Origin of the sequence: Aliirhizobium wenxiniae (assembly GCF_019511445.1) — a bacterium.
GTDB lineage: Bacteria > Pseudomonadota > Alphaproteobacteria > Rhizobiales > Rhizobiaceae > Neorhizobium > Neorhizobium wenxiniae_A.
In genome coordinates this window covers 14742-38613 of the sequence record NZ_JAEUAN010000033.1, presented here as the reverse complement: position 1 = coordinate 38613, position 23872 = coordinate 14742, and the positions used below count along the sequence as shown (strand labels likewise).

General features: G+C 58.0%; 23 protein-coding genes and 3 pseudogenes. 13 read left to right on the top strand and 13 right to left on the bottom strand.

Going from position 1 to position 23872, the window contains the following annotated elements; genetic code table 11:
- Positions 1-47: 47 nt before the first annotated feature.
- Both JNB91_RS28120 and JNB91_RS28115 read right to left on the bottom strand, forming a co-directional pair.
- Complete coding sequence (locus JNB91_RS28120) at positions 48-515, bottom strand: DUF2269 family protein (protein ID WP_220328756.1); 468 nt, start codon at positions 513-515, stop codon at positions 48-50.
- Complete coding sequence (locus JNB91_RS28115; protein ID WP_220328755.1) at positions 515-1801, bottom strand: SDR family oxidoreductase; 1287 nt, start codon at positions 1799-1801, stop codon at positions 515-517. The genes JNB91_RS28120 and JNB91_RS28115 overlap by 1 nt, the downstream gene beginning before the upstream one ends.
- Before the next feature lie 634 nt (positions 1802-2435).
- Between JNB91_RS28115 and JNB91_RS28110 the strand changes: the two genes are divergently transcribed.
- A complete protein-coding gene (locus tag JNB91_RS28110) occupies positions 2436-2936 on the top strand; it encodes a YciE/YciF ferroxidase family protein (protein WP_006699126.1) in 501 nt (166 codons plus the stop codon).
- A gap of 122 nt (positions 2937-3058) precedes the next feature.
- Positions 3059-3718, top strand: a complete 660-nt coding sequence (locus tag JNB91_RS28105) for a DUF6766 family protein (RefSeq protein WP_220328754.1) — start codon at positions 3059-3061, stop codon at positions 3716-3718.
- Between the two features lie 155 nt (positions 3719-3873).
- Here JNB91_RS28105 and JNB91_RS28100 read toward each other — a convergent pair whose 3' ends face one another.
- Entirely contained in the window at positions 3874-4347 is a 474-nt protein-coding gene (locus JNB91_RS28100; protein WP_220328753.1) for a hypothetical protein, read from the bottom strand.
- A gap of 258 nt (positions 4348-4605) precedes the next feature.
- Here JNB91_RS28100 and JNB91_RS28095 point away from each other — a divergent pair, with 258 nt between their 5' ends.
- Both JNB91_RS28095 and JNB91_RS28090 read left to right on the top strand, forming a co-directional pair.
- The gene (locus JNB91_RS28095; protein ID WP_220328752.1) at positions 4606-5022 is read left to right on the top strand and encodes a hypothetical protein; all 417 of its coding nucleotides are present in this window, start codon (positions 4606-4608) and stop codon (positions 5020-5022) included.
- Between the two features lie 22 nt (positions 5023-5044).
- Positions 5045-5314: a hypothetical protein gene (locus JNB91_RS28090; RefSeq protein ID WP_220328751.1), complete on the top strand. Its 270-nt coding sequence runs from the start codon at positions 5045-5047 to the stop codon at positions 5312-5314.
- A 147-nt stretch (positions 5315-5461) separates the two neighbouring features.
- Here the strand turns inward: JNB91_RS28090 and JNB91_RS28085 are convergent.
- Positions 5462-6037: pseudogene (locus JNB91_RS28085) on the bottom strand (cysteine hydrolase family protein).
- A gap of 121 nt (positions 6038-6158) precedes the next feature.
- Here JNB91_RS28085 and JNB91_RS28080 point away from each other — a divergent pair.
- Complete coding sequence (locus JNB91_RS28080) at positions 6159-6671, top strand: ferritin-like domain-containing protein (RefSeq protein ID WP_220328750.1); 513 nt, start codon at positions 6159-6161, stop codon at positions 6669-6671.
- Between the two features lie 501 nt (positions 6672-7172).
- Here JNB91_RS28080 and JNB91_RS28075 read toward each other — a convergent pair.
- The 5 genes from JNB91_RS28075 to JNB91_RS28055 form a co-directional block, all read right to left on the bottom strand.
- Positions 7173-7562: a response regulator gene (locus JNB91_RS28075; protein ID WP_220328749.1), complete on the bottom strand. Its 390-nt coding sequence runs from the start codon at positions 7560-7562 to the stop codon at positions 7173-7175.
- A 115-nt stretch (positions 7563-7677) separates the two neighbouring features.
- Entirely contained in the window at positions 7678-8034 is a 357-nt protein-coding gene (locus JNB91_RS28070; RefSeq protein ID WP_220328748.1) for a response regulator, read from the bottom strand.
- Positions 8027-10819, bottom strand: a complete 2793-nt coding sequence (locus tag JNB91_RS28065) for a PAS domain-containing protein (protein ID WP_220328747.1) — start codon at positions 10817-10819, stop codon at positions 8027-8029. Before JNB91_RS28065 ends, JNB91_RS28070 begins: the two co-directional genes overlap by 8 nt.
- Positions 10820-10984: 165 nt before the next feature.
- Positions 10985-11341, bottom strand: coding sequence for a hypothetical protein (locus tag JNB91_RS28060; protein ID WP_220328746.1), 357 nt, complete (start codon positions 11339-11341; stop codon positions 10985-10987).
- A gap of 143 nt (positions 11342-11484) precedes the next feature.
- A complete protein-coding gene (locus JNB91_RS28055; RefSeq protein ID WP_220328745.1) occupies positions 11485-12564 on the bottom strand; it encodes a PAS domain S-box protein in 1080 nt (359 codons plus the stop codon).
- A gap of 169 nt (positions 12565-12733) precedes the next feature.
- Between JNB91_RS28055 and JNB91_RS28050 the strand changes: the two genes are divergently transcribed.
- The 3 genes and pseudogenes from JNB91_RS28050 to JNB91_RS30985 all read left to right on the top strand — a co-directional run.
- Complete coding sequence (locus JNB91_RS28050; RefSeq protein ID WP_223218432.1) at positions 12734-14197, top strand: DUF7125 family protein; 1464 nt, start codon at positions 12734-12736, stop codon at positions 14195-14197.
- Between the two features lie 22 nt (positions 14198-14219).
- Complete coding sequence (locus JNB91_RS28045) at positions 14220-14576, top strand: response regulator (RefSeq protein WP_220328744.1); 357 nt, start codon at positions 14220-14222, stop codon at positions 14574-14576.
- Between the two features lie 103 nt (positions 14577-14679).
- A pseudogene (locus JNB91_RS30985) lies at positions 14680-14811 on the top strand (integrase); the annotation flags it as partial.
- A 101-nt stretch (positions 14812-14912) separates the two neighbouring features.
- Here JNB91_RS30985 and JNB91_RS28040 read toward each other — a convergent pair.
- On the bottom strand, positions 14913-15836 hold the full coding sequence (locus JNB91_RS28040; RefSeq protein WP_346269414.1) for an NAD(P)/FAD-dependent oxidoreductase: 924 nt from the start codon (positions 15834-15836) through the stop codon (positions 14913-14915).
- Between JNB91_RS28040 and JNB91_RS31540 the strand changes: the two genes are divergently transcribed.
- Both JNB91_RS31540 and JNB91_RS28030 read left to right on the top strand, forming a co-directional pair.
- On the top strand, positions 15741-16193 hold the full coding sequence (locus tag JNB91_RS31540; protein WP_346269413.1) for a SemiSWEET family sugar transporter: 453 nt from the start codon (positions 15741-15743) through the stop codon (positions 16191-16193). The genes JNB91_RS28040 and JNB91_RS31540 overlap by 96 nt on opposite strands.
- A 494-nt stretch (positions 16194-16687) precedes the next feature.
- On the top strand, positions 16688-16840 hold the full coding sequence (locus JNB91_RS28030) for a hypothetical protein (RefSeq protein ID WP_220328743.1): 153 nt from the start codon (positions 16688-16690) through the stop codon (positions 16838-16840).
- A 925-nt stretch (positions 16841-17765) separates the two neighbouring features.
- Here JNB91_RS28030 and JNB91_RS28025 read toward each other — a convergent pair.
- The 3 genes and pseudogenes from JNB91_RS28025 to JNB91_RS28015 form a co-directional block, all read right to left on the bottom strand.
- Entirely contained in the window at positions 17766-18176 is a 411-nt protein-coding gene (locus JNB91_RS28025) for a TIGR02588 family protein (protein WP_220328742.1), read from the bottom strand.
- A gap of 8 nt (positions 18177-18184) precedes the next feature.
- Complete coding sequence (locus tag JNB91_RS28020) at positions 18185-19099, bottom strand: TIGR02587 family membrane protein (protein WP_220328741.1); 915 nt, start codon at positions 19097-19099, stop codon at positions 18185-18187.
- 750 nt (positions 19100-19849) lie between these two features.
- Positions 19850-20313, bottom strand: a pseudogene (locus JNB91_RS28015) (IS3 family transposase); the annotation flags it as partial.
- Between JNB91_RS28015 and istB the strand changes: the two are divergent.
- From istB to chrA, 3 genes are all read left to right on the top strand, one after another.
- On the top strand, positions 20301-21158 hold the full coding sequence (gene istB, locus JNB91_RS28010; protein WP_220328765.1) for an IS21-like element ISRel5 family helper ATPase IstB: 858 nt from the start codon (positions 20301-20303) through the stop codon (positions 21156-21158). The pseudogene JNB91_RS28015 and the gene istB sit on opposite strands and share 13 nt — an antisense overlap.
- A 487-nt stretch (positions 21159-21645) precedes the next feature.
- Positions 21646-22458 carry a chromate resistance protein ChrB domain-containing protein gene (locus JNB91_RS28005; RefSeq protein WP_220328740.1) on the top strand — a complete coding sequence of 271 codons (813 nt, stop codon included), beginning with the start codon at positions 21646-21648 and terminating at the stop codon, positions 22456-22458.
- A gap of 4 nt (positions 22459-22462) precedes the next feature.
- Positions 22463-23863 (top strand): chromate efflux transporter, encoded by a 1401-nt coding sequence (chrA, locus tag JNB91_RS28000; protein WP_220328739.1) that lies wholly within the window; start codon positions 22463-22465, stop codon positions 23861-23863.
- Positions 23864-23872 lie beyond the last annotated feature (9 nt).

The following is a 23872-nucleotide window of genomic DNA, read 5'->3' as shown; positions in this document are numbered from 1 at the left end:
ACTTTTCTTATCAGCATGCTGCAATCTTGCGAAAGGAATGTGAAGATCTACCAGGATGGCCGGGTTATCATCAGCCAGACGATGGCGAGGACGGCCCCGAAAGCGGGGAAGCCGAAAAAGAACCAGCGCCGGAACAGCGCATGGTATCGCTGCGGCAATTCAAGCCCTTGTCGGTCGGCTTCGGTCGCGAGGTCCCGCATCTCCATCTGCATCCACACAACCGGCAGCCAGAAAATCCCGGTGAGGATGTAGAGCAGGATCGAGACGACGATCCAACCCTCGGTCAGCGAATAGCCGACCGCCCAGGCGAGTGCGATACCGCTGACGGGCTGCACCACGACGGCGCTTGCGGTGAAGAGGAAATCCGCCAGAACCACGATGCGAGCGACAGGCGCGACCGTCGACGCCTTTCCCGTTCGGTGCGCAATCAGCATGAAGAAGGCAATTCCAGCTCCGGTTCCCAGCAGCACGCAGGCGCCGATGATGTGGATGAATTTCAGTAGGAAGTAGAGCATCAGCGCTCCTCCAGTATTGCAAGGGCCACCAGATGAAGAACCAAAATAGGCAAGATCTTCAGGAGCGGCCCAAGCGGTTCATTCCAAAGCGCAGGCACTAGGACTGTGCCGGCGATCGCATAAAAAATCGATACGAGGACTGCAGCCCACAGACCAACGCGGCTCGTTCGCCGGAACGCGATCATTGCGCCTATGACGATGTCTGCCAGAGCTCCGGCGATAACCGAAGGTGCCGATAGCGGGCCTGCATCTGCCCGGTTCATCAGCGTCATGCCTTCGTCGAACCCGACCGTAAGGGAAATGATGCCGGTCAGGATCCAGAACAGCGGCAGGACTATGAAGATCAATGGCTTGAGGAAGAAGAGATTGGAAAACCACCGCTCCTGCACCGTTGCCGGTGTTGAACTCAGCGCTTCGGGCAGGGAACGAGGATAGATGCCAACTGCCGCAGCCCACGGCTGCGGGTCGCCTGTCGCTCCGCGCACGATCTCCTTTTTCGCCGTCGTTCGCAGCGCTGGCCTCCAGCTGAGCAAGCTTGCGAGGTCACCGAGGGTGTAAAGCAGCGAGGCGATGACCGGCGGCAGCCGGATCAGAGTGGCCGGTCCTTTGCCTAGCCAGCGACGATAGATCGCGACGACGTCTTCAAATGGAAGCCGCTGCGGGCCCACCAACTCCAGGACCACCCGTCTCTTGGCGTTCGGTTCGAGCAGCCGCAGCACGGTTTCAACAAGGTCCTCCAGCTGCACGACCTGAAGTTCAGCGGCGGCAGGCATGACCGGCAGTACGGGGAGAGCGGCCAGACCACGGATGAGAGCGCTTGCGCCAAATGCTGAATGTCCAAGCACGACGGAAGGTCGCAAGATGACCCAGTCGAGGTCACGCGCCATCAGGACGTCGTCACCACGCAGTTTGGTATCGGAAAATGCGCTTGGTTGTTGTCGATCGACTCCGATCGCGGAAAAATGCACGACACGCTTGCCACCAAGCTGCTCACAGGCCTGAAAAAGGGCCGCTGGCCCTGCGACATGTGCCCCTGCTAGATCCTCTCTTGCGCTCTCCTGCAATACACCGACGCAGTTCACCACCGCATCGATATCCTCCAGAACCGGGAGCCATGTATTGATTGCGGTTGCGGCTGCAACGTCGAGATAAAGGGTATTGGCGACACCATAAGGGGGACGGCTGCCTGGTCTCACGACCGCCAAGACCTGATGACCCTCCCGAACAAGCCGCCCGCATATCGACGAGCCTATGAGCCCGTTCGCCCCTGTCACAAGGATTTTCATTGCTCACCTACCACCCGGAACCGCCTAATACGTTGTTCATCAGAACGTCCGGCGAACTAAGTGGCAAAGCCGAAGTTCCTTCACCCGCGGCCTGGCTGGACGCACAGCTCTCGGTATGCCTTTCTCAGCCGGCATTCAGCCTGGGTTTACGGTGGTTGCAGTATATGTCGCGGCTATGGAGATGCCGAAGAACAATGAACGGCTCTGGTGCCTGCTGACGGCGCTCGACCGCCGCGTATGGACACGGCCGCCAAAGGGCACCGGGCTCAAGACCGCCAACACCGCCCTGGAGTATGGCTCGATTTCGGCGCGAGGCGACTTGAAGCAGAGACGTTATCGCCTGACGGCAGTTGGCGCGGAGCTCACGAAGCGGCATATCGATCAACACAAAACAGTGAAAACAAGGTTAGGAACATCACGCTGCGCCTGCTTTGGCCCGTGGCCGGCTTCCGCGTCTCTTTTACCGCCACATCGTTTTCCCGTGGAACACGCTCCACATCAACAGCTGCGGTCAGCCTTTACCCCGCGCAAGCTTAAGCCGGAACAAATGTGGCGAAATGGGGTTAACCGGCTGTGTTGGCCTTCGCCGACATGTCTGCCGATCCGGCACCATTTCCTTTTATGGAGTAAATTTATGGCGACCAAGACCCTCGAAGACCTCTTCATCGACGGCGTGAAGGACATCTATTATGCCGAGCGGAAGATCGTTGCAGCACTGAAGAAGATGATCCGCGGCGCGCAGTCGCAGGACCTGAAGACGGCATTTGAAACCCACCTGCAGGAGACTGAAGGCCAGGTCGAACGTCTGGTTCAGGTATTCGAAATCCTCGGCAAGCCGGCACGCGGCAAGACCTGCCCGGCGATCGATGGCATCGTCGAGGAAGGGCAGGAGATCCTAGAGGAATTCAAGGATTCCCCGGCGCTTGACGCTGGTCTGCTGGCTGCTGCCCAGGCCGTTGAACATTATGAGATCGCCCGCTACGGCACTCTTCGCAATTGGGCTCGCGAACTCGGCAAGGACGACGTCGCCCAGCTTCTCGAAGAGACCTTGGCTGAGGAGGAAAAGACCGACGAACTGCTCACTCAACTTGCGGATGCCAAGGTCAATCGTAAGGGCAAGACGAAGGCCGCATAATATCGACGGGAGCGGAATCCTAGCCGCTCCCGTTCTGCCGGCAACTCAGCCGGTATTCTAGGTTTAATCAGCTATAGAGTCGCGTCTGGCCGACCTGTTTGCAGTTCTTGTAGGATAATCTCTTGCGTTTTCTACGCGACAACGGCCTCACCATTGCCCTCCTCACGTTTTCGGTTTTGACAGTGGGCGGCATGCTGCTTACAGGCTGGAGCGTCTATAATGAGGAGCTGACGCAGCATGGCGCCAGTCAGCTTGACCTTTTGAACTACGCCCTCTCAGGCCATTTTCTTTCGGCCCTGTTCGAAAACTGGGAGAGCGAGTTCCTCCAGATGTCGGCCTACGTGATGCTGACAGCGATACTCTTCCAACGCGGCTCTGCGGAATCAAAGGATCCGGACGAACCTGCCTCACAGGATCAGGATCCAAGCGAGAAACAGCACGCTGTCGACACTCCCTGGCCGGTTCGAGCCGGCGCGATAGCGCGCTCCCTCTATTCCTATTCCCTCGGAATAGCATTGGCGATCCTGTTCATCCTGAGCTTTTTGCTACATCTGCGTTACAGCGCGGAGGACGCGAATGCCGAAGCGCTCATGCATGGCCAGCCCGCAATACCCCTCATTCAGCATCTAGCCAGTACCGAGTTCTGGTTCGAATCCTTCCAGAACTGGCAGTCGGAATTTCTGTCGACTGCCGTGCTGGTGGTGCTGTCAATCTTCCTGAGGTTCAAGGGTTCGCCGGAATCGAAACCCGTCGCGACTCCTCATTCAGAAACGGGCAGCTGATCACGTACTTCATTCGAATTCAGCAATGAAGGCGTCATCAGCGAGCCGACGGGGGAGCTGCGACGATGACGGCATCCACCGCGCTTCGAAAAGCGACCCGTGCGCGGCCGCCTTAAAATATCGCGACCTGTGTGACTGCTACCAGACCTGTTTCGTCAGGGATCGCCGCTGCTGAGCATGACCCAAAGCAGTGTCCACTGTTCATCGAGGCCGGTGGGCGACTTGTAGTAACCCTGCCCTTCGTGCTGCATTAATCTCGTGCGCTCGATGATCGGCTTCGATGGCAAAGAACCGGGAAGGCCGGATTTCTCCAGGAATGCCTCGATCTCGTCAAGGGTACTGACCTGCTCATGGTCCGGTCGACCGGGTGCAGTTAGCTTCCAGGCGTAGAGCATTGTGTCCTGAGTTGAACGCTGAAGGGGCAAGGAGCGATCCCATCGGTTAGCGGGATCGTCGTTCGGCAATGTGACAGTGTACTCGATCTCCCCCTTTGAAACGACAACGTCACCTTGCTTACCGTCCTTGCTCAGGTCGATGTTTTCCAGGTCCAGCGACTTGGGGGTGGATTTACGGGCGGATATGGCGGGCGTCGGAAAGGTCGGGTTTGGGTTGCTTGGTTCCTTTGACATTCGGTCCTCCTGTCCGGCTGCTAACCGCGAAGACCGCTGAAAGCTTCACCAGGAGGGTACGGCAAAGGACAAAATGGTCAGGCCCGGACACATTCGGTACGCTCCGCCGGACGAGACCAATCCGCGGCACCATCTGTTTCGGGGATCTGGATCAGCTTGTCGTTGATTGACTGTTTGGGGATGACTTCCGCCTGCTCAGCGCTACCTCCTATTCATGGCTCGGTGACCTTTCAGGCATGAACCGAAGGAGATTGCATCGTGAAGTTCGGCCAATTTTGCGGCTTCCTGGCGGACGAAATGGATTTCCGGCACAGCGACTTCGTCCTGGGAGCAGAGTTGCTCTTTACGATGGGGGCGAGCGATGAGGCCGGAGAACTTGCTGTGTCCTTTCCGGATCGCAACGTCACCGCAACCGACGCTGCTATGTTTCTCTGCCTCAGCGTCGCGATTGACCTCGGAGCCTCCGATTCCTCCCAAGCCGCCGAGACGGCGCAAGAAATCGGCATCTGCGGGCAGAACATGCCGATCTTGCTCTGGGCACTTGGCGAAGGACACGATGCGACGATCGATATCAGCGGCAGGTTCGCAGCCACCCTGACAGTACCAGGATCCCTCATCTCGAAGATAACGCCTCTGCTACAAGGTGGAAACATATCTCACCTGAGGTCCATCTAACTCAACAAGGACTTTGAACAACATGCAGAAAATCAGCGACTGGTTAGATGACAGAGTGCGAGAGATCATCGGGCCGCCGGGGATCCATGATCGAAAGGCGGATTTCCAGGAGCAAGCGAAACTGCTTTGGCTGCAGGCCGAGGTTGCTGGTTTCACTGTAGCTCAGTTGAAGGAAGCCTGTGGTGGTAATGTTGAACAGTATCTGCTCGAGCAGCAGAACGCGATGACCGACGTGGAAGGGCAAAATGCATTGGAAGAAATTTCCCACCCCGCCGAATCTCACGGTTCATAACGCCTGGGACAGGGACTTTGCCGGCTTGCGCATGCGGCGGCACTTCGGCAGACATTTCGTCCGGCCTTCCCGTGTCTGGCCCTCTAGACACAGGAGCCGGCAGGGGAGTGCCCGCGGCGCGCGATGATGAAGCCCGTGGTACGTGTGTCACGCGTCGGCTAGAAACGCTTCGGTCATGATGATCTCAAGCTGGACAGAGTAGCGATTGCCAAGAAGCTCCAGCGAGGCGTCATGGGTTTCATCCGCTCCGCTGCATACGGCGTCCTTCAACACGACTACCTTATATCCCAGATCGACAGCGCCGAGCGCGGCTGCCAGGACGCAGACATCAGTTTCTCCCCCTGTCAACACGACCGTATCGACACCGTCCTCTAACAGCACGGCGTGCAGCTTGCCACTCACCCATGGAGAGTAGGTCATCTTGTCGAGGATACGGGCCGGGGCACAAACGCCTTTAGCGAAGGAACGAGATCGACCATTTCCTCCCCGAGCTGCTCCGTCGTCATCATCGGCCACTTCTCATAGTAGGACCGCCACATGCCCGCCATATGCTCTGCTCGGGCGGGCGGGACGAAGCGCGTGAATATTGTGCTCTGCGGGTGACGGGTTGATACCTCCTGTACCGCCGGAGACACCTCCCGCATCCAGGGGACTTGCCGAGGGCGTATCCTCGGCGAACATGCGCTGCATGTCGATGCACAAGTGGATCCATCTGCCCACCATCGTCGATCCTCCATTCCGATGGGCGAACCCGAACCGCTGTTGAGAGTTCCCGGTCCACCGACGAGGGGATCATTGCTGCTCTTCGGGTGTTTTCGCTGCAGATGAACAACGGAGAGAAAAAATGGCAGCCAACGAAACCCGCGAAGTGTTTGTAACAGGCCTGAGAAATGCGCACGCGATGGAGAACCAAGCGTTGTCGATCATGAAGCCTCAGCTTTCGCGCATCGAAAACTATCCAGAGGTCGCGGCCAAACTCGAACAACATATCCGGGAGACGGAAGGCCAGATCGGCCGGCTCGAAGACATCCTAGCCGGGTTGAACGAGGACCATTCCTCACTGAAGGATATGGCGCTGTCATTCACCGGAGCTATGGCCGCAATGGGGCACACCATGGCCGGCGACGAGATCCAAAAAAACTCGTTCGCAAACTTCGCGTTGGAGAATTTCGAGATGGCGGCCTACAAGTCGCTACTGACCGTCGCGGAAGCGGGAGGTTACGGTGCTGCGACCTCCGCGCTGCAAGCAAACCTTGCCGAGGAACAAGCGATGGCGGCATGGCTCGACGAAAATATCGCTGCGGTCACAACGAAGTTCCTGTCGCTGCGGGAGGCTGGAGAGCGAGCCAAGGTTTAAAGTGCAGGCGACCGGCAGCAACCGCCTGGCATTTGAAAGCAGACGCTGCTTTATGATGGTATCGGTAAAAAGGCGCTCTACGAGCGCCTTCTACGTGCCGAGGAGCTGATCCGGTCCTCTTATTCACTAACCGCTTTTATCGCTCCTTGAAGCTCCTCAAAGTGTATGCGGCTTGACAAGAAGGGCCGTCCGTGACCCGTCCGATAGTTCTGTCCCTGGTTCGATCCGGTCGCAAAGACGATGCCAATGCTGGGCCAACGCTCGCGAACGAGCCGACAGAACTCTTCGCCTGACGTCTCCTTGTCCCCATGGATGTCTGACGGATTGGCTTCAATCACAGCTCACCTTGTGTTCTGACTGGACCATCAAAACGTCCAGGCGCGACCAATGTTTCGCCCATACGTAGCCGGCCAGCTAGCAAGATAGCCGGACAGAGCTTGTTCGAATGCGACGCCGAAGAGTAGCCTTCGACGCAGGATATTTGCTCCGGCACTGCCAAACTCATTTCAAGAAGCTGTAAAGCGCATCGAGCAGGATCCGCTGATGACTGGCTTGGCAATGTTCACGGCCGCCGCGAGGATCGAGGATCGGGGGTAGTGCTGTGCCCGAGCCGACACTGGCGCTTGAGAGAATGAACGGAACATCAAGGGATCGTAGCCTGACGGCAACCGGCGTGACCCGCTCATCGCCGATATTCACATCCAGCAAGGCAATGTCAGGCGTTTCGCCCTCGAGGAGTTCCAGAGCATCGGCGACAGTGCCAGCTGGCCCCAGAACGCTGAAGCCGCTTTCGACCAGGAGCGATCTGAGGTCCATGGCAATGAGGAATTCATCCTCGACCACGAGAACCCGCCGAACGTCATTGTGATCTCCACGTGCGGCGCCCGCCATGGTCGTCCACCTTTCTGAAGATGTCGGGCACGAACATGTGAGAGCCGTGAGAGTTCCCGGCGCGATGACGATATTGTGGTCGATGATGACGTTGGCCTGAAGGTCCTAAAGGCCGTCAGCCCAAAGCCCGGGCGACTGCGTTGACGTCGATCGGCTTCTCGCAACGGGGAACGTCCACAAAGCGAGACGGGAGCGCGGCGTTGTCATAACCGGTCGAAAACACGAAGGAGATGCCTTGCTCTAAAAGCAGGTCGGCGACGGGATAGGCCAGCTCGCCGCCGAGATTGATATCGAGGATCGCCCCGTCGATCCTGTCTTCTTGTCGGATCAGGGCGATAGCCTGTTCGACGGAAGGCACCGGCCCGAGGACCACGGCGCCTGCGTCGCTCAGCTCCGTACGAAGTTCGTCAGCCAGCATGTATTCATCTTCGACGACGAGAATGCGGCAACCTTTCAAGGTGTTTTCAATCATGGCCAGCCTCCGAGGTAGTATTGGATACCGGAATGGAGATGGCGCAGTGGACGCCGTCCGATCCGAGGGTGTACTTTGTCTTGGCGCTGAGCTGGTAAGGCAATGCCTGCTCGATCAATTCCCGGCCCTGTCCCGTGCCACGCGGAGTGTTTCCCTCTGGCGCCATCGCCACCCCGCTCTCCCGCCAGTCGATATGGAGCCAGGGCTTGTCCTTGTCGCCAGAGGCCTCGAATGACCAACTGATGTGGAGATGGGCGTCGGACTGGCTCAGCGCACCGTATTTAACAGCGTTGGTCGCCAGCTCGTGGAGTGCCATGGCCAGCGTCTGCACCGTCGACGAGCGTAACCTTACGCCGGCCGGTCCTTCCAATGTCACCTTATCGAACGAGCCGCCCATGGCAGAAAGCTCTGTGCGAATCAAATCGTCGAAGGTCACCCGATCGACATCGTTCAACCGTGACAGCAGACCTTGAACGCGCGAAAGTGCGTCGAGCCGGTCGCGGAACCTGCCCCTGAAGTCCGGAAGATCGGCACTGGCACGGGCTGTCTTGTCCGCCATCGAGCGCACCACACCAATCAGGTTACGTGTGCGGTGCTGGAGCTCTGCCACCAACACTTTCTGCCGGTCCTCCCACGTCCGTCGCTCGGTCGTCTCGATCATCGAGCCGATCATTCTAACGGGTCTTCCCGCGTCGTCGTAGAAGAACCGGCCCCTGCCCGACAGCCAATGTTCCGAGCCGTCCGGATGCACCACGCGAAACTCATGAACGAACTCGGTGTGGTTCTCCATAGCACCATGCAATGCTGCCTCGGAGGCCGGCCGATCGTCAGGGTGGATCCGCGCCACCCACGCCTCATAGCTCGGGCTGACCTCGCCGACGGCGTAACCTTCCATGCGAAAATGTTCATCCGACCAATGGACCTCGCCAGTCAGCACATTCCAGTCCCACAGGCCCAGTCGGCCCACCTCGACGGCGCTACGAAGCCGTTCCTCGCTTTGCTCGAGCTGTTCCTGAGCGCGTTTGATCTCGGTGATGTCCTGGCCGATACCGCCGATGCGCTCCACTTGCCCGCTCGGGCCGTAGATCGGAAAGTCAGTATCGCGCAGCCAGCGGATGCCGCCATCGGGACGGCGGATCCGGAATTCCACTGTCACCTGCTCTCCAGCGCAGACACTGTGGATTCCTTGCAGCACGGCCTCTCGATCCTCCTCGAGAATGAGATCCTTCCACGTCTGGAAGTTATCGCCCTGATGCGCCACATCAAGCGAAACACCATAAACGGTCTCGAAGGCGGGGCTTACATATTCCCACTGCAGGGTCTTCGGATCTCGCATCCAGATGACGTCCGACGATGCTTCGCCGAACTGGCGCATCCGCGCCTCACTTTCGCGGACCGCGGCCTCTGCTCTGACACGATCGATGGCAGACCGGACGCGGTCGCCGACTTCGCGGATGAGATATTCATCGGAGGCGCTCCACGAACGTCTGGTGGTGTTCTGGACGCCAAGGAAGCTGACCTCCTTGGCGTCGTCAAACAGAACCAGATCGGCGAAGGCAGCGATCTGCCGTTCGCCGAGGTTCGCGCGCGCTGCGTCGTCAAACCGTGGATCCGTCGACACGTCTGAACTCTTGGTCAAAGCGCCCGACCGATAGACGTTCAGGAAGTCACGCCCGAGCGGCTCCAGAGAATGCTGTCCTATAATCGATGGCGCATTCGCGGCGTACTCGTGCTCGACCTTCAGCATCCCATTGAGGATCTCGCCGTAGATGACTCTGTCGACGCCGATTTCCTCGCCGAGCTCCCGGGTCACGGTCGAGGCGATTTCACCAGGCGTCGAAAGGGAGCGCAGGCTATCTGACAGGCCAAGTAGGAAACCCTGGCGGTCTTCGTTCAGCTTGCGCTCGGTATTATCCTGGGCGATTTTGTAATAGCCACGCAGATTGCCTCCATGATCTCTGAGCGCGATCGTCTGCCCGTCGAGAAAAACCCGCGACCCATCCTTGCGTCGATGCCATCGCACGTTTGCTGCTGCCCCCTCGGCGCGGGCCGTCGACAGTTCACGATCGGGTATGGCTGCAACACGGTCCTCCTCCGTGAAGATGATATCGCTGGTCTGGCCGATCGCTTCTTGAGCCGACCAGCCCAGAATTTCTTCCGACCCGCCCAGCCAGTCCGTGATCCTGTCCTCCGCGTCGCTCACGATCAGCACGTAGGCATGAGCATTCTCGACGATCAGCCTCAGGCGCTCGTCGGCTGCGCTCAGTGCCGAGGCTTTCAGCAACCGGTCGATTACCGGCCCGAGCGTCATGGCGTAGGTTTTGAGGAACTCGATATCTTCCTGATCAAATTCACGTGGTTCGCGCGCATCGACCTGCAGGACTCCGTAGGGTTTGCGACCCGGCAGGAAGATTGGCACGTTAACCAGTGCAACGACGTGATGATCCATCAGGAATGCGGGGAAGACAAACCGCTGTTCGTGAATAAGGTCATTTGTGATGACCGGTTCGGCTCTTTCAATCGCATAGGCCTCCGAGGATCGCTCGCTCAGGCTCACTCGTTGAAGGCCAACGATACCTGGATCCCAGCCGACACCAGCTCGAATGAGACCGGTGTTCGTCTCCCGTTCAATTTCCAAAACCTTGGCAAGATCAGCGCTCAGTGCCTCGGCCACCAGGCGGCAGCACTCTGTGAGGATCTCATCGAGATCCTCATGGTCAAGGACAAAGTCTCCGAATTCGGAAAGCACGCGCTGGCGGCCTGAAAATTTGTTCTGAGCGTCCATTGTACCCAACGCCTCCTGCAAGGATTGTGTCCGGCGCCGAACAGAACGTCAGGCTGCTCGTCGTCGTTACACTTGGAATATAGCCCGCCGTCGCAGGAAATCGATCGGCTTTCTCGTTATGTCTGGAGGTGGTCGCGCTCGTGATCGGCGCGTCAGTCCGGTATCTTAGAGACGATCTCCTATTGTCATCGGTAAGCGGCGGCCGATCACGAAGATCGTTCCCGGCGTTCTTGCCGACGTGGTCAGCTCAGGTGAAAGGCGCCCCCTGGCGCTTTTCGGACGGCTCATTTGGCAGATACCGGTAGTGTTTGAAGACCCGAAACCGTCATTCCAACGATCGGGGGAGCTTGCCGGCCCCGGCACCTCAAAGCCCGCTTTCGTCAAAGCAGCCTTGGTCTTGAAGGCAATGAAAAGTCGTCTTCGACAACGAGGATAGTACGGGCGCTTACTTGATAAGCGATGTTGCTCTGGTGACACATAGCCGTTGGCCAAGGATGACATCGGTTGCGTGATCGTGTCCATGGTCTCCTGAGCTGGACATGTCCGCTCCGCAACGGCGATAAACGTCCTCCAACATCATTGGCCTTCTTCCCCTCGCCCGCGAGTTTGGGAGCCGCCCAAAGTGAACGACCAAACACGGCTTTGATCGCCTGCGATACCCAGGCTTATGTTGGGAGTGCGAAGGCATCACGCGGGGCCGTAAGCCTGATCAGAAGTCCATGGGGCTGCCACTCTCGCGACACCTGCGCATTCAACGTCCTAACCACCATCTGCTCGAGCGTCGTTCCGAAACCGGTTGCGTTGGTATCGGCAACAGCTGTGAGACTTGCATCGGATTCCAACCATGCGATCTTCACGCTGTCAGACGTTGAACACAGGGTGACATCCAGTCGCCCCTCCGGCACAGCGAGAGCGCCATACTTTACCGAATTGGTGGCATATTCATGAAACAGCAGTGCGACGCTCGTGACCCTGTCGGCGCCGACAGCAATGTCTTCACCATGCAGCCGCCACCGCCTGCCCTCCTCGTCCTCAAACGGAGAGAGTAAGCTGGAGAGGAGCTTGAACAGCGTCGTAGGCTTTTCGGCGAAGGCTTCACCGCCGGTAAAGCTCGGCAAGGTCATTTCGTGAGCCCGCGACAGGGCGACGAGCCGGTCCTTCATGCCGATGGCAAGGTCGGCCGGTGTCTGCGCGGTTCGCGCCGCCAGCGTGATGATGCTGCCTGTGATCGCGAAGAGGTTCTTCACGCGATGATGCATTTCGCGCAGCAGTAGATCTTGATGCTGTGCCGATCGTTTCCGATCCGAGATATCACGGGCAATCTTTGATGCGCCAATGATCTTTCCATTGCTGTCACGGATCGGCGAGATCGTCAGGGAGATGTCGATGAAGGTGCCGTCCTTGCGACGTCGGATCGTCTCGAAGTGGTCGACCCGCTCCCCAGCCCTGATCCGCGCCAGGATGGCCGGCTCTTCGTCCAGACGATCCTCCGGGATCAGCATGGTGATCGGCCGTCCCACCGCTTCGTCTGCCGTATAGCGGAACACCCGCTCGGCGCTCTTGTTCCAGGTGGTGATGATCCCCTGCAGCGACTTGCTGATGATCGCGTCTTCAGAGGATTCGACGATCGCCGCAAGAAAGGCCGCCGCATCATGTCCTGGCTTTGCAGCCACGACACCCGCTTCAAGCTGTTCAAGACGGTCCTGGGCGCTATCGCCCTCCCCGTCAATGTCTCTGTCTGCCATCAGCGTTCACGTACCCCAGGATGTGACTGGAAAAGAACTTGAACGAGAGGATGTTCGCGCCCAGCCCGCTGACCATAGCCCCTTGGTGGGTAAAATAAAGCAGTTTGTGCGGCTCGACTGTTGCAATATCGTCAGCCGGACCTAGGGTGCGATCACCCTCCCCTACCGGATGACCAATTTCATGCACCAGCTTCCAAGACTGTCCACTGGAATTCCCCGCCTCGACACCATCCTCGGCGGTGGCTTGGTGGAGGGGGCTTCCTATATCGTCCAGGGTCATCCCGGCGCCGGTAAGACAATCTTTTCAAACCAGGTGGCGTTCGCCAACGTCTCGCGGGGCAGGAAGGTCCTGTATGTGACCTTGCTGGCGGAAACCCATGATCGTCTGTTTCAGGCGCTCGGCACCCTGGATTTCTTCGACCGCTCGCAGCTTGGCGTGAGCATATCCTATGTCAGCGTGTTTCAGACGCTACGCGGCGAAGGGCTTTCCGCCGTCGTCAGCCTCATACGGCAGGAGATTGCCCGTCGGGATGCCACGCTGCTGGTCTTCGACGGCCTGCTGAACGCCAGCGACCGCGCGGAAACCAATCTCGACGTGAAAACCTTCGTCGCGGAAGTCCAGAGTCAGGCTGCCTTCGCCGGCTGCACCGTCCTGTTCCTGACTAGCACGCGCGTTACTGAGGACAGTCCCGAGCACACCATGGTCGATGGGGTCATCGAGCTGCATAACGAACTTGTCGGTGTTCGAACCGTACGCCGCCTGCAGGTCAAGAAGTCGAGGGGAAGCGCTGGGCTCGGCGGCTACCACCAGTTCGAAATCACCTCAGCGGGGCTGGTCGCGTATCCGCGTCTGGAGGCGATCCTTTCGACCGACGCCGTCGACGACGAACCCGGCGCGAGACAAATCACGTCGGGAACAGCCGGATTTGACGCCATGCTCGGCGGTGGACTGCCCGAAAGCTCCGTAACGCTCGTGTTCGGCCCGTCGGGATGTGGCAAGACCTCATTGGGATTGAATTTCCTCAGCCAGGCGAGCGCCGAGGAGCCGGCGCTGCATTTTGGGTTCTACGAAACCCCTCCCCGGCTTCTGAAGAAGGCGCGGGCGCTTGCGGTTGATCTGGAGACACCCATCAAGTCCGGCGCCCTGGAGGTGATCTACAACCCGATGACCGAAAACCTGCTCGACAAGCTCGGTCATCGCCTTCTCGATGCGATCCGGTCGCGCGGCGTCAAACGTCTTTTGATCGATGGGCTGGGGGGGTTCGAGCGGGCCGCAGTCCATCCCGCGCGCCTCGTCGAATTTTTTGCGGCCATCACGAACGAAATCCGGGCACTGGGTGTTACTACTGTTGCGACCTGGGAGTTGCGGGATCTATTTGGGCCGACGGTGACGGCCCCCGGTTCAGAAATCTCCAGCCTACTGGATAATCTGGTTATGCTGCGCCATGTAGAGCTCGAATCTCGTTACAAACGCACGATCTCCGTGTTGAAGGTGAGAGACAGCGGTTACGAGCCGGTAATCCATGAGCTCGGCTTCGGGTCCAGAGGTTTGACGGTCGTCTCTGCGCTTGAGCCCGTGACGGGAGCGACAACCGGCGTAGCCACTGCTATCGTTCCGGAAACAGACGCCTGAAAAAAAGCATGAGCCCGCCCTGATGCCGCTGATCGTAATCGCCGAGGATGAGTTTCTGATCGCTGACGTCCTGGTCATCATGCTGGAGGACGCAGGCTATGAGGTTGCGTCCGCCTCCCACGGCAAGGCAGCACTCTCTCTCGTACGGGAGAAGCGGCCGTCTCTTGTGATCACGGATTTGATGATGCCACTCATGACTGGTCTGGAACTGGCCCAAGCGATGCGCGCCGATGAGGATCTTTCCCATATCCCAGTCATCCTCGTCAGCGGGGCCCAAGGAAGCATTGGCCGCGCTCATCCAGAGGTCTTCGACGCCGTTCTCGACAAGCCTTACAACGAGAAGAAGCTGCTTGAGACCGTTTCTCGGCTTCTGTCCTGACAATCGAGCAGCCGCCTAGAGGCTGTCGGAGTCGTGGCACGGGCGTGCAAGGGCAATCGCCGCGAAGAAGGATTGCGCCCAGCCTCCATGTACGCCGCCCCCATCTAAGGCCGCCAATCGCGGCATCTCCGTTCCCGACGCCATGGAGCAATCTCGGCAGAAATCCGTTCAGCAGGCATCGAGCTACTATAATAGTGGTCAGCGACGGACTGGGCGTGCAGCGCGGATGCTATGAAGATCGTTCATCCCACGGCATTCCTCGACCTTGCGTAAGGTCAGTCATCGCAGTTCGATAGTTCGAGCGACCAGAGGCACACCAAGCCTCGACCAAAGAAATCACCGCACGAGTGGTGACTGATCAGACAGGTCGTTCCTGATCGTCGTCGCGGCGACACCCGCCTGCCCCACGGCGTGGCTGATTTGATCAAGGCCGATCACTACGTCTCCCGCCGCGTACAGGCCTCTCACGTTCGTTCGCTGATGATCGTCGACGCGCAGGCACCCTTCTCCCGTCAGTGCCGCTCCGACTTCTGACGCGAGTTCGGACCTGACTTTCGATCCCAATGCCGGATATACGGAATCGAAGCGGTATTTGGTCTCTGATGTTCGAACGGCGATGGCGTCTTGCTCGAGCTCGAATTCCAAAGAGCCGGCTGCGATCGGTATCCCCAGCTCGTCCAACCGTGCCCGGTGTCCCGGCTCAAGGTTGGGCGGCCCTGGCGAAAGCAAGGTGATGTGGCGTGTATAGCTTCTGAGAAAAACGGCTTCCTGGAATGCTTTAGCGCCCTGTCCGATGACCGCGATCTTTTTGTCGGTCACCTCGAAACCGTCGCATACCGGGCAATAGCGGATCAGGCCGCGACGGACCGCATCATCGTGTTTGTTCTTCAGAATGGTGGGCGGGCGGTTGATAACTCCAGTAGCGATAAGGACGGTCCGGGCCGGCAGGTTATGATCCCCGAAACGGACCGCGAATTCACCTAATCGCCCGGTCAGCGCGCTTACCCGCTCTTGTAAGATCTCAGCCCCATAGGTCAGGGCTTGAACACGCATCCTCATGAGCAGATCCTCGCCGCTGATGCCGCCAGGAAATCCCGCATGATTGTGGGTGATCGGGATGGTGGCTGCCCTGCTGGTCCCGTCGTCAAAGACCGTGACGGACAAATGGTAACGCGTCAGATAGATCGCGGCCGTCAGCCCGGCTGGCCCACCACCGATGATGACGCAATCCCTTCGTTGCAGATCCAGTTCAGTATCCACATCCCACTCCAATCCTGCGCCATTGGGAGACGAGGGTCTTTGGAACAACCATGCCCACGGATAGTTCCCGAGCGCCTGGACACACCCATGAAAAGGAACTTCGATTTGGATGCAGCGCTTATCATCGGTTACCTCGCATCCTTATGCTCGGTCTGCAGTTTCATTCCGCAGGTCTGGAAGGTCATCAAGACCGGCGACACCGAAGCAATTTCAGCGAGGATGTACTGTCTTACTGTAACAGGATTTGCCCTTTGGACAGCCTTCGGCGTAATGCGCGGCGAATGGCCGATCATATTGACGAACGCCTCCTGCTTCTTTCTTTCGTTGTTCATTCTGGTAAAGAAGATGAGGCAGTAAGACGTTGATATTTTTCCGGCGTCCCGTGGTCTTGCGCACCGGCAAGGCCTTCGGGCGCCACCTTTGCAGATACCAAGTGAGGCGTCATGTGTCTCGTCTACCCCACTGCAGACCGCGTCTTTCAAGACGATCCTGGGTGGCGAGACCGCGCCGACGATAGCTATGGACGTGCGTCAACGTCCCGAATAGCACGAGTTGCTCGAAGTTTTTGTCAAGGAACTATCCGCTCTGCCGTTTGTTCGTGCCGGGTTAGAAGGAGAAGATCAATGTCAAAGGAAACCTTAGATCGCTCTGCCAATACCGCACATTCGAGTTTGGAGACCGGAACTGAGGGGCGAGATACCGGACAGCCGGACGTGGGCCGCGGGATCGGTAAGGGCCGATACCGTGACTTCGTCAACGTGGACAAGACCCCAAAGCAAGAGCGTGAGGCAGACCATCACCCCGGCGCACGTGAAGCGACAACCAAATAGCGAAAGCGGTAGGAGGTCTTGATGACCGATAAAAATGCTCTGCGTGATAGGGTTGAGGCCTCACGGCGAACTGCGAGGCCAAAGTTTGGCGGCGGCAGCATTGGTCTGATCGCCATTGGGGCGATCTTTGTTGCTGCCCTATTTCTGGGCTTTGTCGTTTATGGCCTGATTTGATTGGACGAGAAATGGCGCACGGAAACCAAGGGCCAAAATGGTGGTTCGCAATATTTGGAAGTCAGAGCAGCAATGCTGGCACGGTCAGAGCGGCCGCAATTATACTCGCCGTCATTGTAGCTGGCAGCGTCATCCTCTACCTCGCCAAAATCTAATCGTTTTCGGAGAAAAGCTAATGATAAAACCGGAAGATGAGCCAGCGCTGGAGCGCAAGTCTGCTCCACTAGCTGAACGCAAGAAAAGGGCGCGAATTGGAAGAGGCGTGATCATTGCCTTAGCCTGCTATGCCGCAATAGCCTTTGGACTATATCTGTTTGTATCGGTGTATATGGTTTCAAACCCAACCAACGCGAATTAACAGTTGTACAGGCGGAAGGTGAGACTCTACGATGATGAAAAATCCTTTCACTTTCCTTGCTGTCGCCATGCTCACAGCGTGCAGCGCTGACGGCGATCCGGAGTTGGCGGCACGCGCTTTCGGGTCCGACATCAAGCCTATTCCAGGCAGCATCACATATAGTGGGCAACCCAAGAGCCGGCTTACAAAGTCGCCTGCTGGAAGTAGCTTCGACCATGAATTCACCAATAGCTTCGGAAATCGAGTCGTCGAGCGATATCGAATAGGACCTGATCGCGGCCTCAGCATCGTTAGCCGCCAGATCTTTAATCTACCCTCAGACAGGTAACTTCCGTCAAAGGAAGAATTCGCATCCAATCACCAGTGGCGCCTAAAGACGGTACGCGACACCGTCCCACCGCTCGCGGAAACCGCTCTAGCCGTAGCGCGGCTCAACCGTTTGGATTGATGAGCAATGATTGCCAGCTGCCAATCCGCTCACCGAGGCGACACGTCCACCGGGTTGCGATGCGCGTAGACTTTTGAGGATCGGATGTCTCATGAACATTCTACGTTCGATGCTCTAATTTATGGATCGCTATATCCGACTGCCCGCACCCAAACAGCCTTTTCGCCCGGATCGGTAGAGAAAATAATCGCTCCAGAAGATTTCGACTGGGCCGGAACATAGTCAATCGTTGCTTCGGCCAACTCGACCACGGTATTCCCGTCCCGTACCTCGCCCCGAACTACCACCGCAGCAGCAGTACGAGTGGAGAGATTATCAATCTCGAACTCGACACGCACGCCACTCCCAATCGCATTTTTTCCGATGATGGTGGTTCGAAAACTGGGAGACTGATCCTCTTCCGTGATTGCCTCGAATCCAACCCAGGCCATGACCGTCAAGATCAGTAGCGCGGAGACAATGCCGACAGCCCATTCGACCCAATGCGGATCCTTTCTCTCGGAATGAGGTCGGCGAGATATTTCTGTCATGGAACCTCCTAGAGGATCAGGCGAGCTGCCGCCGCGCCGATTGACCCAGGGAACGATAGCACGATCACAAACATCAGCGCCTGTGTAGAAGCGACAGCGTCCAATCTTCCGAAGGTCCATAGAACGAAAAAGCTGATCGACATGGAAACGACGTAGCCGGGCAGCGTGAATCGAAAAAATGCGTGCCACCAGGGCGTACCGGCCGGCATTTCGTGTGTCCCCTTGAAGGCGACGACATAAACAAAAGCGTGCATGATCCCGATCGAGATTATCATCGTTGCTAAGGCGTGCCACGGGGTCATTTTGAACGAAATCAAGACGATTTCTTCGGTTGGCGCTACGTTGAGGCTCAAGAAGAGCGCGCCAACCGCCATTAGCATCAACTCCTGGGCGTAGCTGGTCGATAGCTTATCGGGGACGGCGTCTTCATCATCACCACGGGCAGCAGCATCACCGTTATTGGAAACGTCGCTTCTTTCGTCGCCTTGATCGTCAGAGGATCCGCCAAGTTGAGAACGGCCGAGAAGCGCTCCGATACTCGCAGGAACAGCCTGAAGGGCGATCTTCCCGACAATTTCGGAAAAGGGCATGCCTATCTTGATATCACCAAACAGGATCAAAATCCCCGCGCTCATAAGAACGCCCAAGCCATAAGCAATATTAGCGTCTCGGCACGCCTGCATGAGCGTGGTAGTTCGCTCGAACCCGACGCGATCGGCCAGAAAGATAAGCAGTGGGACGTTTGCGAGCAACAGGAGAAACAGGCGATGGCGCTCCATGTAAAATCCGAGTTCCCATAGCTCCATCGTCATCAACATCGGGATGCCGAACAGCAACGCACCCGCGGCCCCTCTGCCAAGCCCAACTAGGAAGGTCCTGGGCTCTTGCGCTTTAGATCTTCCGCGCTGCATCGATTTCGACATTAGTGCGATCTCCCCTCCCGAACGCAGCAGAAAACAATCGAGACCGGTAGAAGTTCCTCGTGTGCGTCCAAGACTGGATCTCAAGTTGGTCACGTACGCTGAGGGGGAGCCGCTATGCGAATCTCGGGCAGGTGGCCCTTTTGACGCCTCATGCCTTATGGTCAGCTATGCCACCTCGGCGGCATGAAGGCTTCAGCGCTTCACTCCCTCAAGCGAGGTGACGGAAACCTTTCAGCGCGCGAATGGCGGCAACCCTTTTCGACTAATAAAATGCGATGTGTCAGCCGAAGGCGCGTGGGGAGGGAACTATTACCATGCCGCTTAGTTTGAGAGAGCCACACTCTATTGCTTCCCCATCGAGTGGTCCGACTTCGCCCCGCGGCTTGCTATGCTTGAGCGGGGCGTTTTTTATTGTCTTCCCTCTCCCTGAGGCGGCGATGCGCTCTGGTAAAGGAATGGGCATATCAACAACAATCTCGTGCACCATAGATGCTATGGTGTGGCCTGATTTTTGGTAAATTCCGAGGCTTTCGCGAGTTCGACTGAGTAGCGGTTGCGATCTTCGTGCTCACACCGGCCTGTCCTTCCAAGCAGTGTCTATTTCTCTTGGCTACAACTTAACCTTCGTCAGACCGCAATCTTGCAGGACCGGCGACCATTTCGGGTAACAAATTCCATAGCCTGATCTGCAGGTGTTGGTTTCCGCGCAGAACTGAGCCGGTGGGGATGCGGATAAAAACTTGGACTGTTTTAAATGCTCAGGCCGAGGCTCTTACGATATTCGACCGGGCTGAGTGATCCCAGTGATATTTTGATGCGCGTTTCATTGTACCATCGGATGTAGGCGTCCACCTCTGCCACGAACTGCTCGATCGTGATGACCTTCCAGTCTCGTGGATAGAAGAGCTCGGTTTTCAACCGACCGAAGAACCCTTCGCACGCGGCGTTGTCTTGCGAGCAACCCTTTCGGGACATCGAGCGAACCAGTCTCGCTTCACTGATACGGGTTAGCCAGCCCGGCCATCAATAATGGGCTCCGCGATCGGAATGGATGATTGGCCGTCCTCGCAGTTGGCGACGGTTCCGATGGCTGCATCCAGCATGGTGTTGACGAGACCCGCATCTGGTTGGGTTCCGATGGACCAGCTGATGACCATGCCGTCAAAGCAGTCGTTGATGGGCGAAAGGTACACCTTACCAGCTGGGATCTGGAACCGAACTTCGGCTGCCGACAATCAAAACGCTGTGGCCGCAATTTGCCGAACAGGCAGACCGGGAAGGATGGCCAGCAGCTCGCTTCCTGTCGGCCATTGCCGAGCATGAGCTGGCAGAACGTGCCAATCGCCGAATTGAACGGCATCTCGCCGAAGCGCACCTGCCGCCCGGAAAGACTCTGGACAGCTTCGCTTTCGACGCTGTACCCATGATCTCGAAGGCGCAGGTCATGGCAATTACCGCCGGCGACAGTTGGCTCGCCAAGGGAGCGAACATCCTTATGTTCGGTCCGCCCGGCGGAGGAAAGAGCCATCTCGCCGCTGCCATCGGTCTTGCGCTGATTGAGAACGGATGGCGGGTCCTGTTCACCCGGACCACCGATCTCGTGCAGAAGCTCCAGGTCGCCCGCCGGGAACTGCAGCTCGAATCCGCCATCGATAAACTCAACAAGTACGACCTGCTCATCCTCGATGATCTCGCCTACGTCACCAAGGACCAGGCGGAAACAAGCGTGCTCTTCGAGCTGATCTCGGCACGATACGAGCATAGATCGATCCTGATCACCGCCAACCAGCCGTTCGGTGAGTGGAACCGGGTTTTTCCCGATCCTGCCATGACGCTCGCCGCAGTCGACCGGCTCGTGCACCATGCCACGATCTTCGAGATGAACGTCGAAAGCTATGGTCGCAGAACTGCGCTTGAGGAGAAACGCCAGCGGGGCCGACCGGCCTCGTTTGCGACAATCAGGACCTCCACGCTGTCTGTCGCGGAGCGGCAATCAGAAAACGACGAAGAACTTGTCAGCGGCAATCAGCATGATAATTTGATCCCGACCGCGACCTAAGAATCTCATCCAGATTGTCGCAAGCGTCTCATCCTGATTGCCGCGCTATAAAGTATGGCTCTGCATCGGTTTCGGAGGGTAAGGTTCACGTGACCTGGTACCTGGAAGCAGGCAACCGAGATCGGACGCTTCTCGTCTGCCATTGGCGTGAGGAAGGCGGCCCGTCGGTCTATCAACCCGAAGGTACACGGTATGGAACGGAATTGATCGAGGGACTTGCGTCGCATCTTGGCGGAAGCGTGGGACGCAGCTACGCGCCTAACGGCTTTACCGCGGTCATTCGGTTTTCGATATGATGCTCACGAGGCTCGGCCTCCTCGCGATGGTTAACGCCGTATTATAGAGGCTGCGGGGGATCGACACAGTCATCTGTATATTGACATTGAGCCAGTCCGATGGAACTTTTATGCATGGGGTAGGGATCGCCCCACGAGGCTACGGCTGAAGCATCGCGTCCTTTGAACCCGAGCAACCGGAGGGGCGCGCTATGCCGTCATTTCTTGAGATCACGCCCGACAAGCTGAACCGAATTATCGGCACGCCAACCGCGCCTACGATCATCGACGTCCGCGACGACGGGGACTTCTCAGCCGATCCCCGTCTCATCCCCGGGTCGGTACGCCGCGACTATCGCAAGGTCGCCGAGTGGGCCGACGATTTCAGCGGACCTTCCGTCGTACTCTGCCAGAAGGGTCAGAAACTCGCGCACGGTGTGGCTGCCCATCTCCGTGCCCTCGGCAAACCCGCCGAAGTCCTTGAAGGTGGCTTCGAGGCCTGGCGCGCATCAAGCGCGGCTCTGGTACCGCAGGACAAGCTTCCTCCGCGCGACGACCGCGGCAGAACCGTCTGGGTCACGCGCTCCCGGCCGAAGATCGACCGCATCGCCTGCCCCTGGCTGATCAGACGCTTCGTCGATCCTTCTGCCGTCTTCCTGTTCGTCCCCGCAGCCGAGGTAGCCGGGGTCGCTGACCGCTTCAATGCGACGCCATTCGACATCGAGGGAGCCACCTGGAGCCACCGCGGCGAGCTTTGCACCTTCGATATCATGGTGGAAGAATTCGGTTTAGGGACCGCGCCACTGCTTCGTCTCGCAGCGATCGTCCGCGGCGCCGACACCGCAAGGCCCGAGCTTGCGCCAGAAGTGCCGGGGCTGCTCGCAGCATCCCTCGGCCTTTCCCGAATGTTTAACGATGACCTGGAGCAGCTCGAAGCGGGCATGCTTCTCTATGATGCCTTCTACAGATGGTGCCGCGATGCGACCGATGAAACGCATAACTGGCCCAACGCGAGGAAGGGATGAGATGATGACCGACCTCACTAAGACGAGTGCTCATGTCGACCGAGCGGCAAGCGAAGATGTCGTTCCGCTGTCTGAAGCGGTAAAGGTTTGGGCGCGTGTGGCGGCGCTTAGCTTTGGCGGCCCCGCAGGCCAGATTGCAGTCATGCACCGCATCGTCGTCGACGAGAAACGTTGGGTCGGGGAACAGCGTTTCCTCCACGCCCTCAACTACTGCATGGTGCTTCCGGGACCCGAGGCCCATCAGCTTGCCATCTACATCGGCTGGCTGCTTAACAGGACCAAGGGCGGCATGATCGCTGGCCTGCTGTTCGTCCTTCCCGGCTTCCTCTCTATCCTTGCGCTAAGCTACGTCTACGTCATCTTCGGAGACGTCAATGCAATCGAAGGCATGTTCTTTGGCCTCAAATGCGCGGTACTAGCGGTTGTAATCCAGGCGGTCTTCCGGATTGGCAGCAGGGCACTCAAAAATGAGGTGATGGTCGCTATAGCGGCGACAGCCTTCGTGGCTATCTTCTTCTTCCATATCCCGTTTCCGCTGATCATCATCGGCGCCGGCATCATCGGCTACTTTGGCGGCCAGGCCCGGCTTAAAAGGTTCACGCCGGGCGGCGGACATAAGTCTGGCCCGAACGCACCTCTAGAGGACAAGGATTCTGTGCTGGGGGAAGACATCCCGAAGCACGCCAAACCCAATCTGGCGTGGTCACTCAAGGTATCTGGGGCATTGGCAGCGCTCTGGCTTGTTCCGGTGGCCACGCTCGTTCTGCTGCTAGGCTGGAACAACATCTTCTCGAAGATCGGTCTGTTTTTTAGTCAGATGGCCGTGGTGACCTTTGGAGGCGCCTACGCCGTCCTCGCATACGTGGCTCAGGCAGCGGTCGAAAACTACGGTTGGCTTCGACCCGGCGAGATGCTCGACGGCCTTGGCATGGCCGAAACGACGCCGGGACCGCTGATCATGGTGACGCAATTTGTCGGCTTTCTTGCGGGCTATCGCGATCCGGGGGCGCTCTCGCCGTTAATGGCGGCAACCCTTGCTGCGTTACTGACGACCTGGGTGACGTTCCTGCCAAGCTTTCTCTGGATATTCGCCGGCGCACCCTTCATCGAAAAGATGCGCGGCAATGAGGCCCTCGGCGGCGCGATGTCGGCGATTACTGCTGCGGTCGTCGGGGTGATCCTGAACCTTGCGGCATGGTTCGGGCTGCACGTCCTGTTTGCCGAAGTGAGGGCCATTAACTATGGGCCGCTTGAACTCGACGTACCTGCGTTTTCATCGATTGTTGTGCCGTCAGTGGTTCTGACGCTATTGGCGGCGTTCGCGATCTTCCGCCTCAAGCTGTCCGTTATCGCTACACTTGTTCTTTCGGCAACTGCAGGTATCGCTTGGCAGGCGATGGGATAGCCCCTGGCC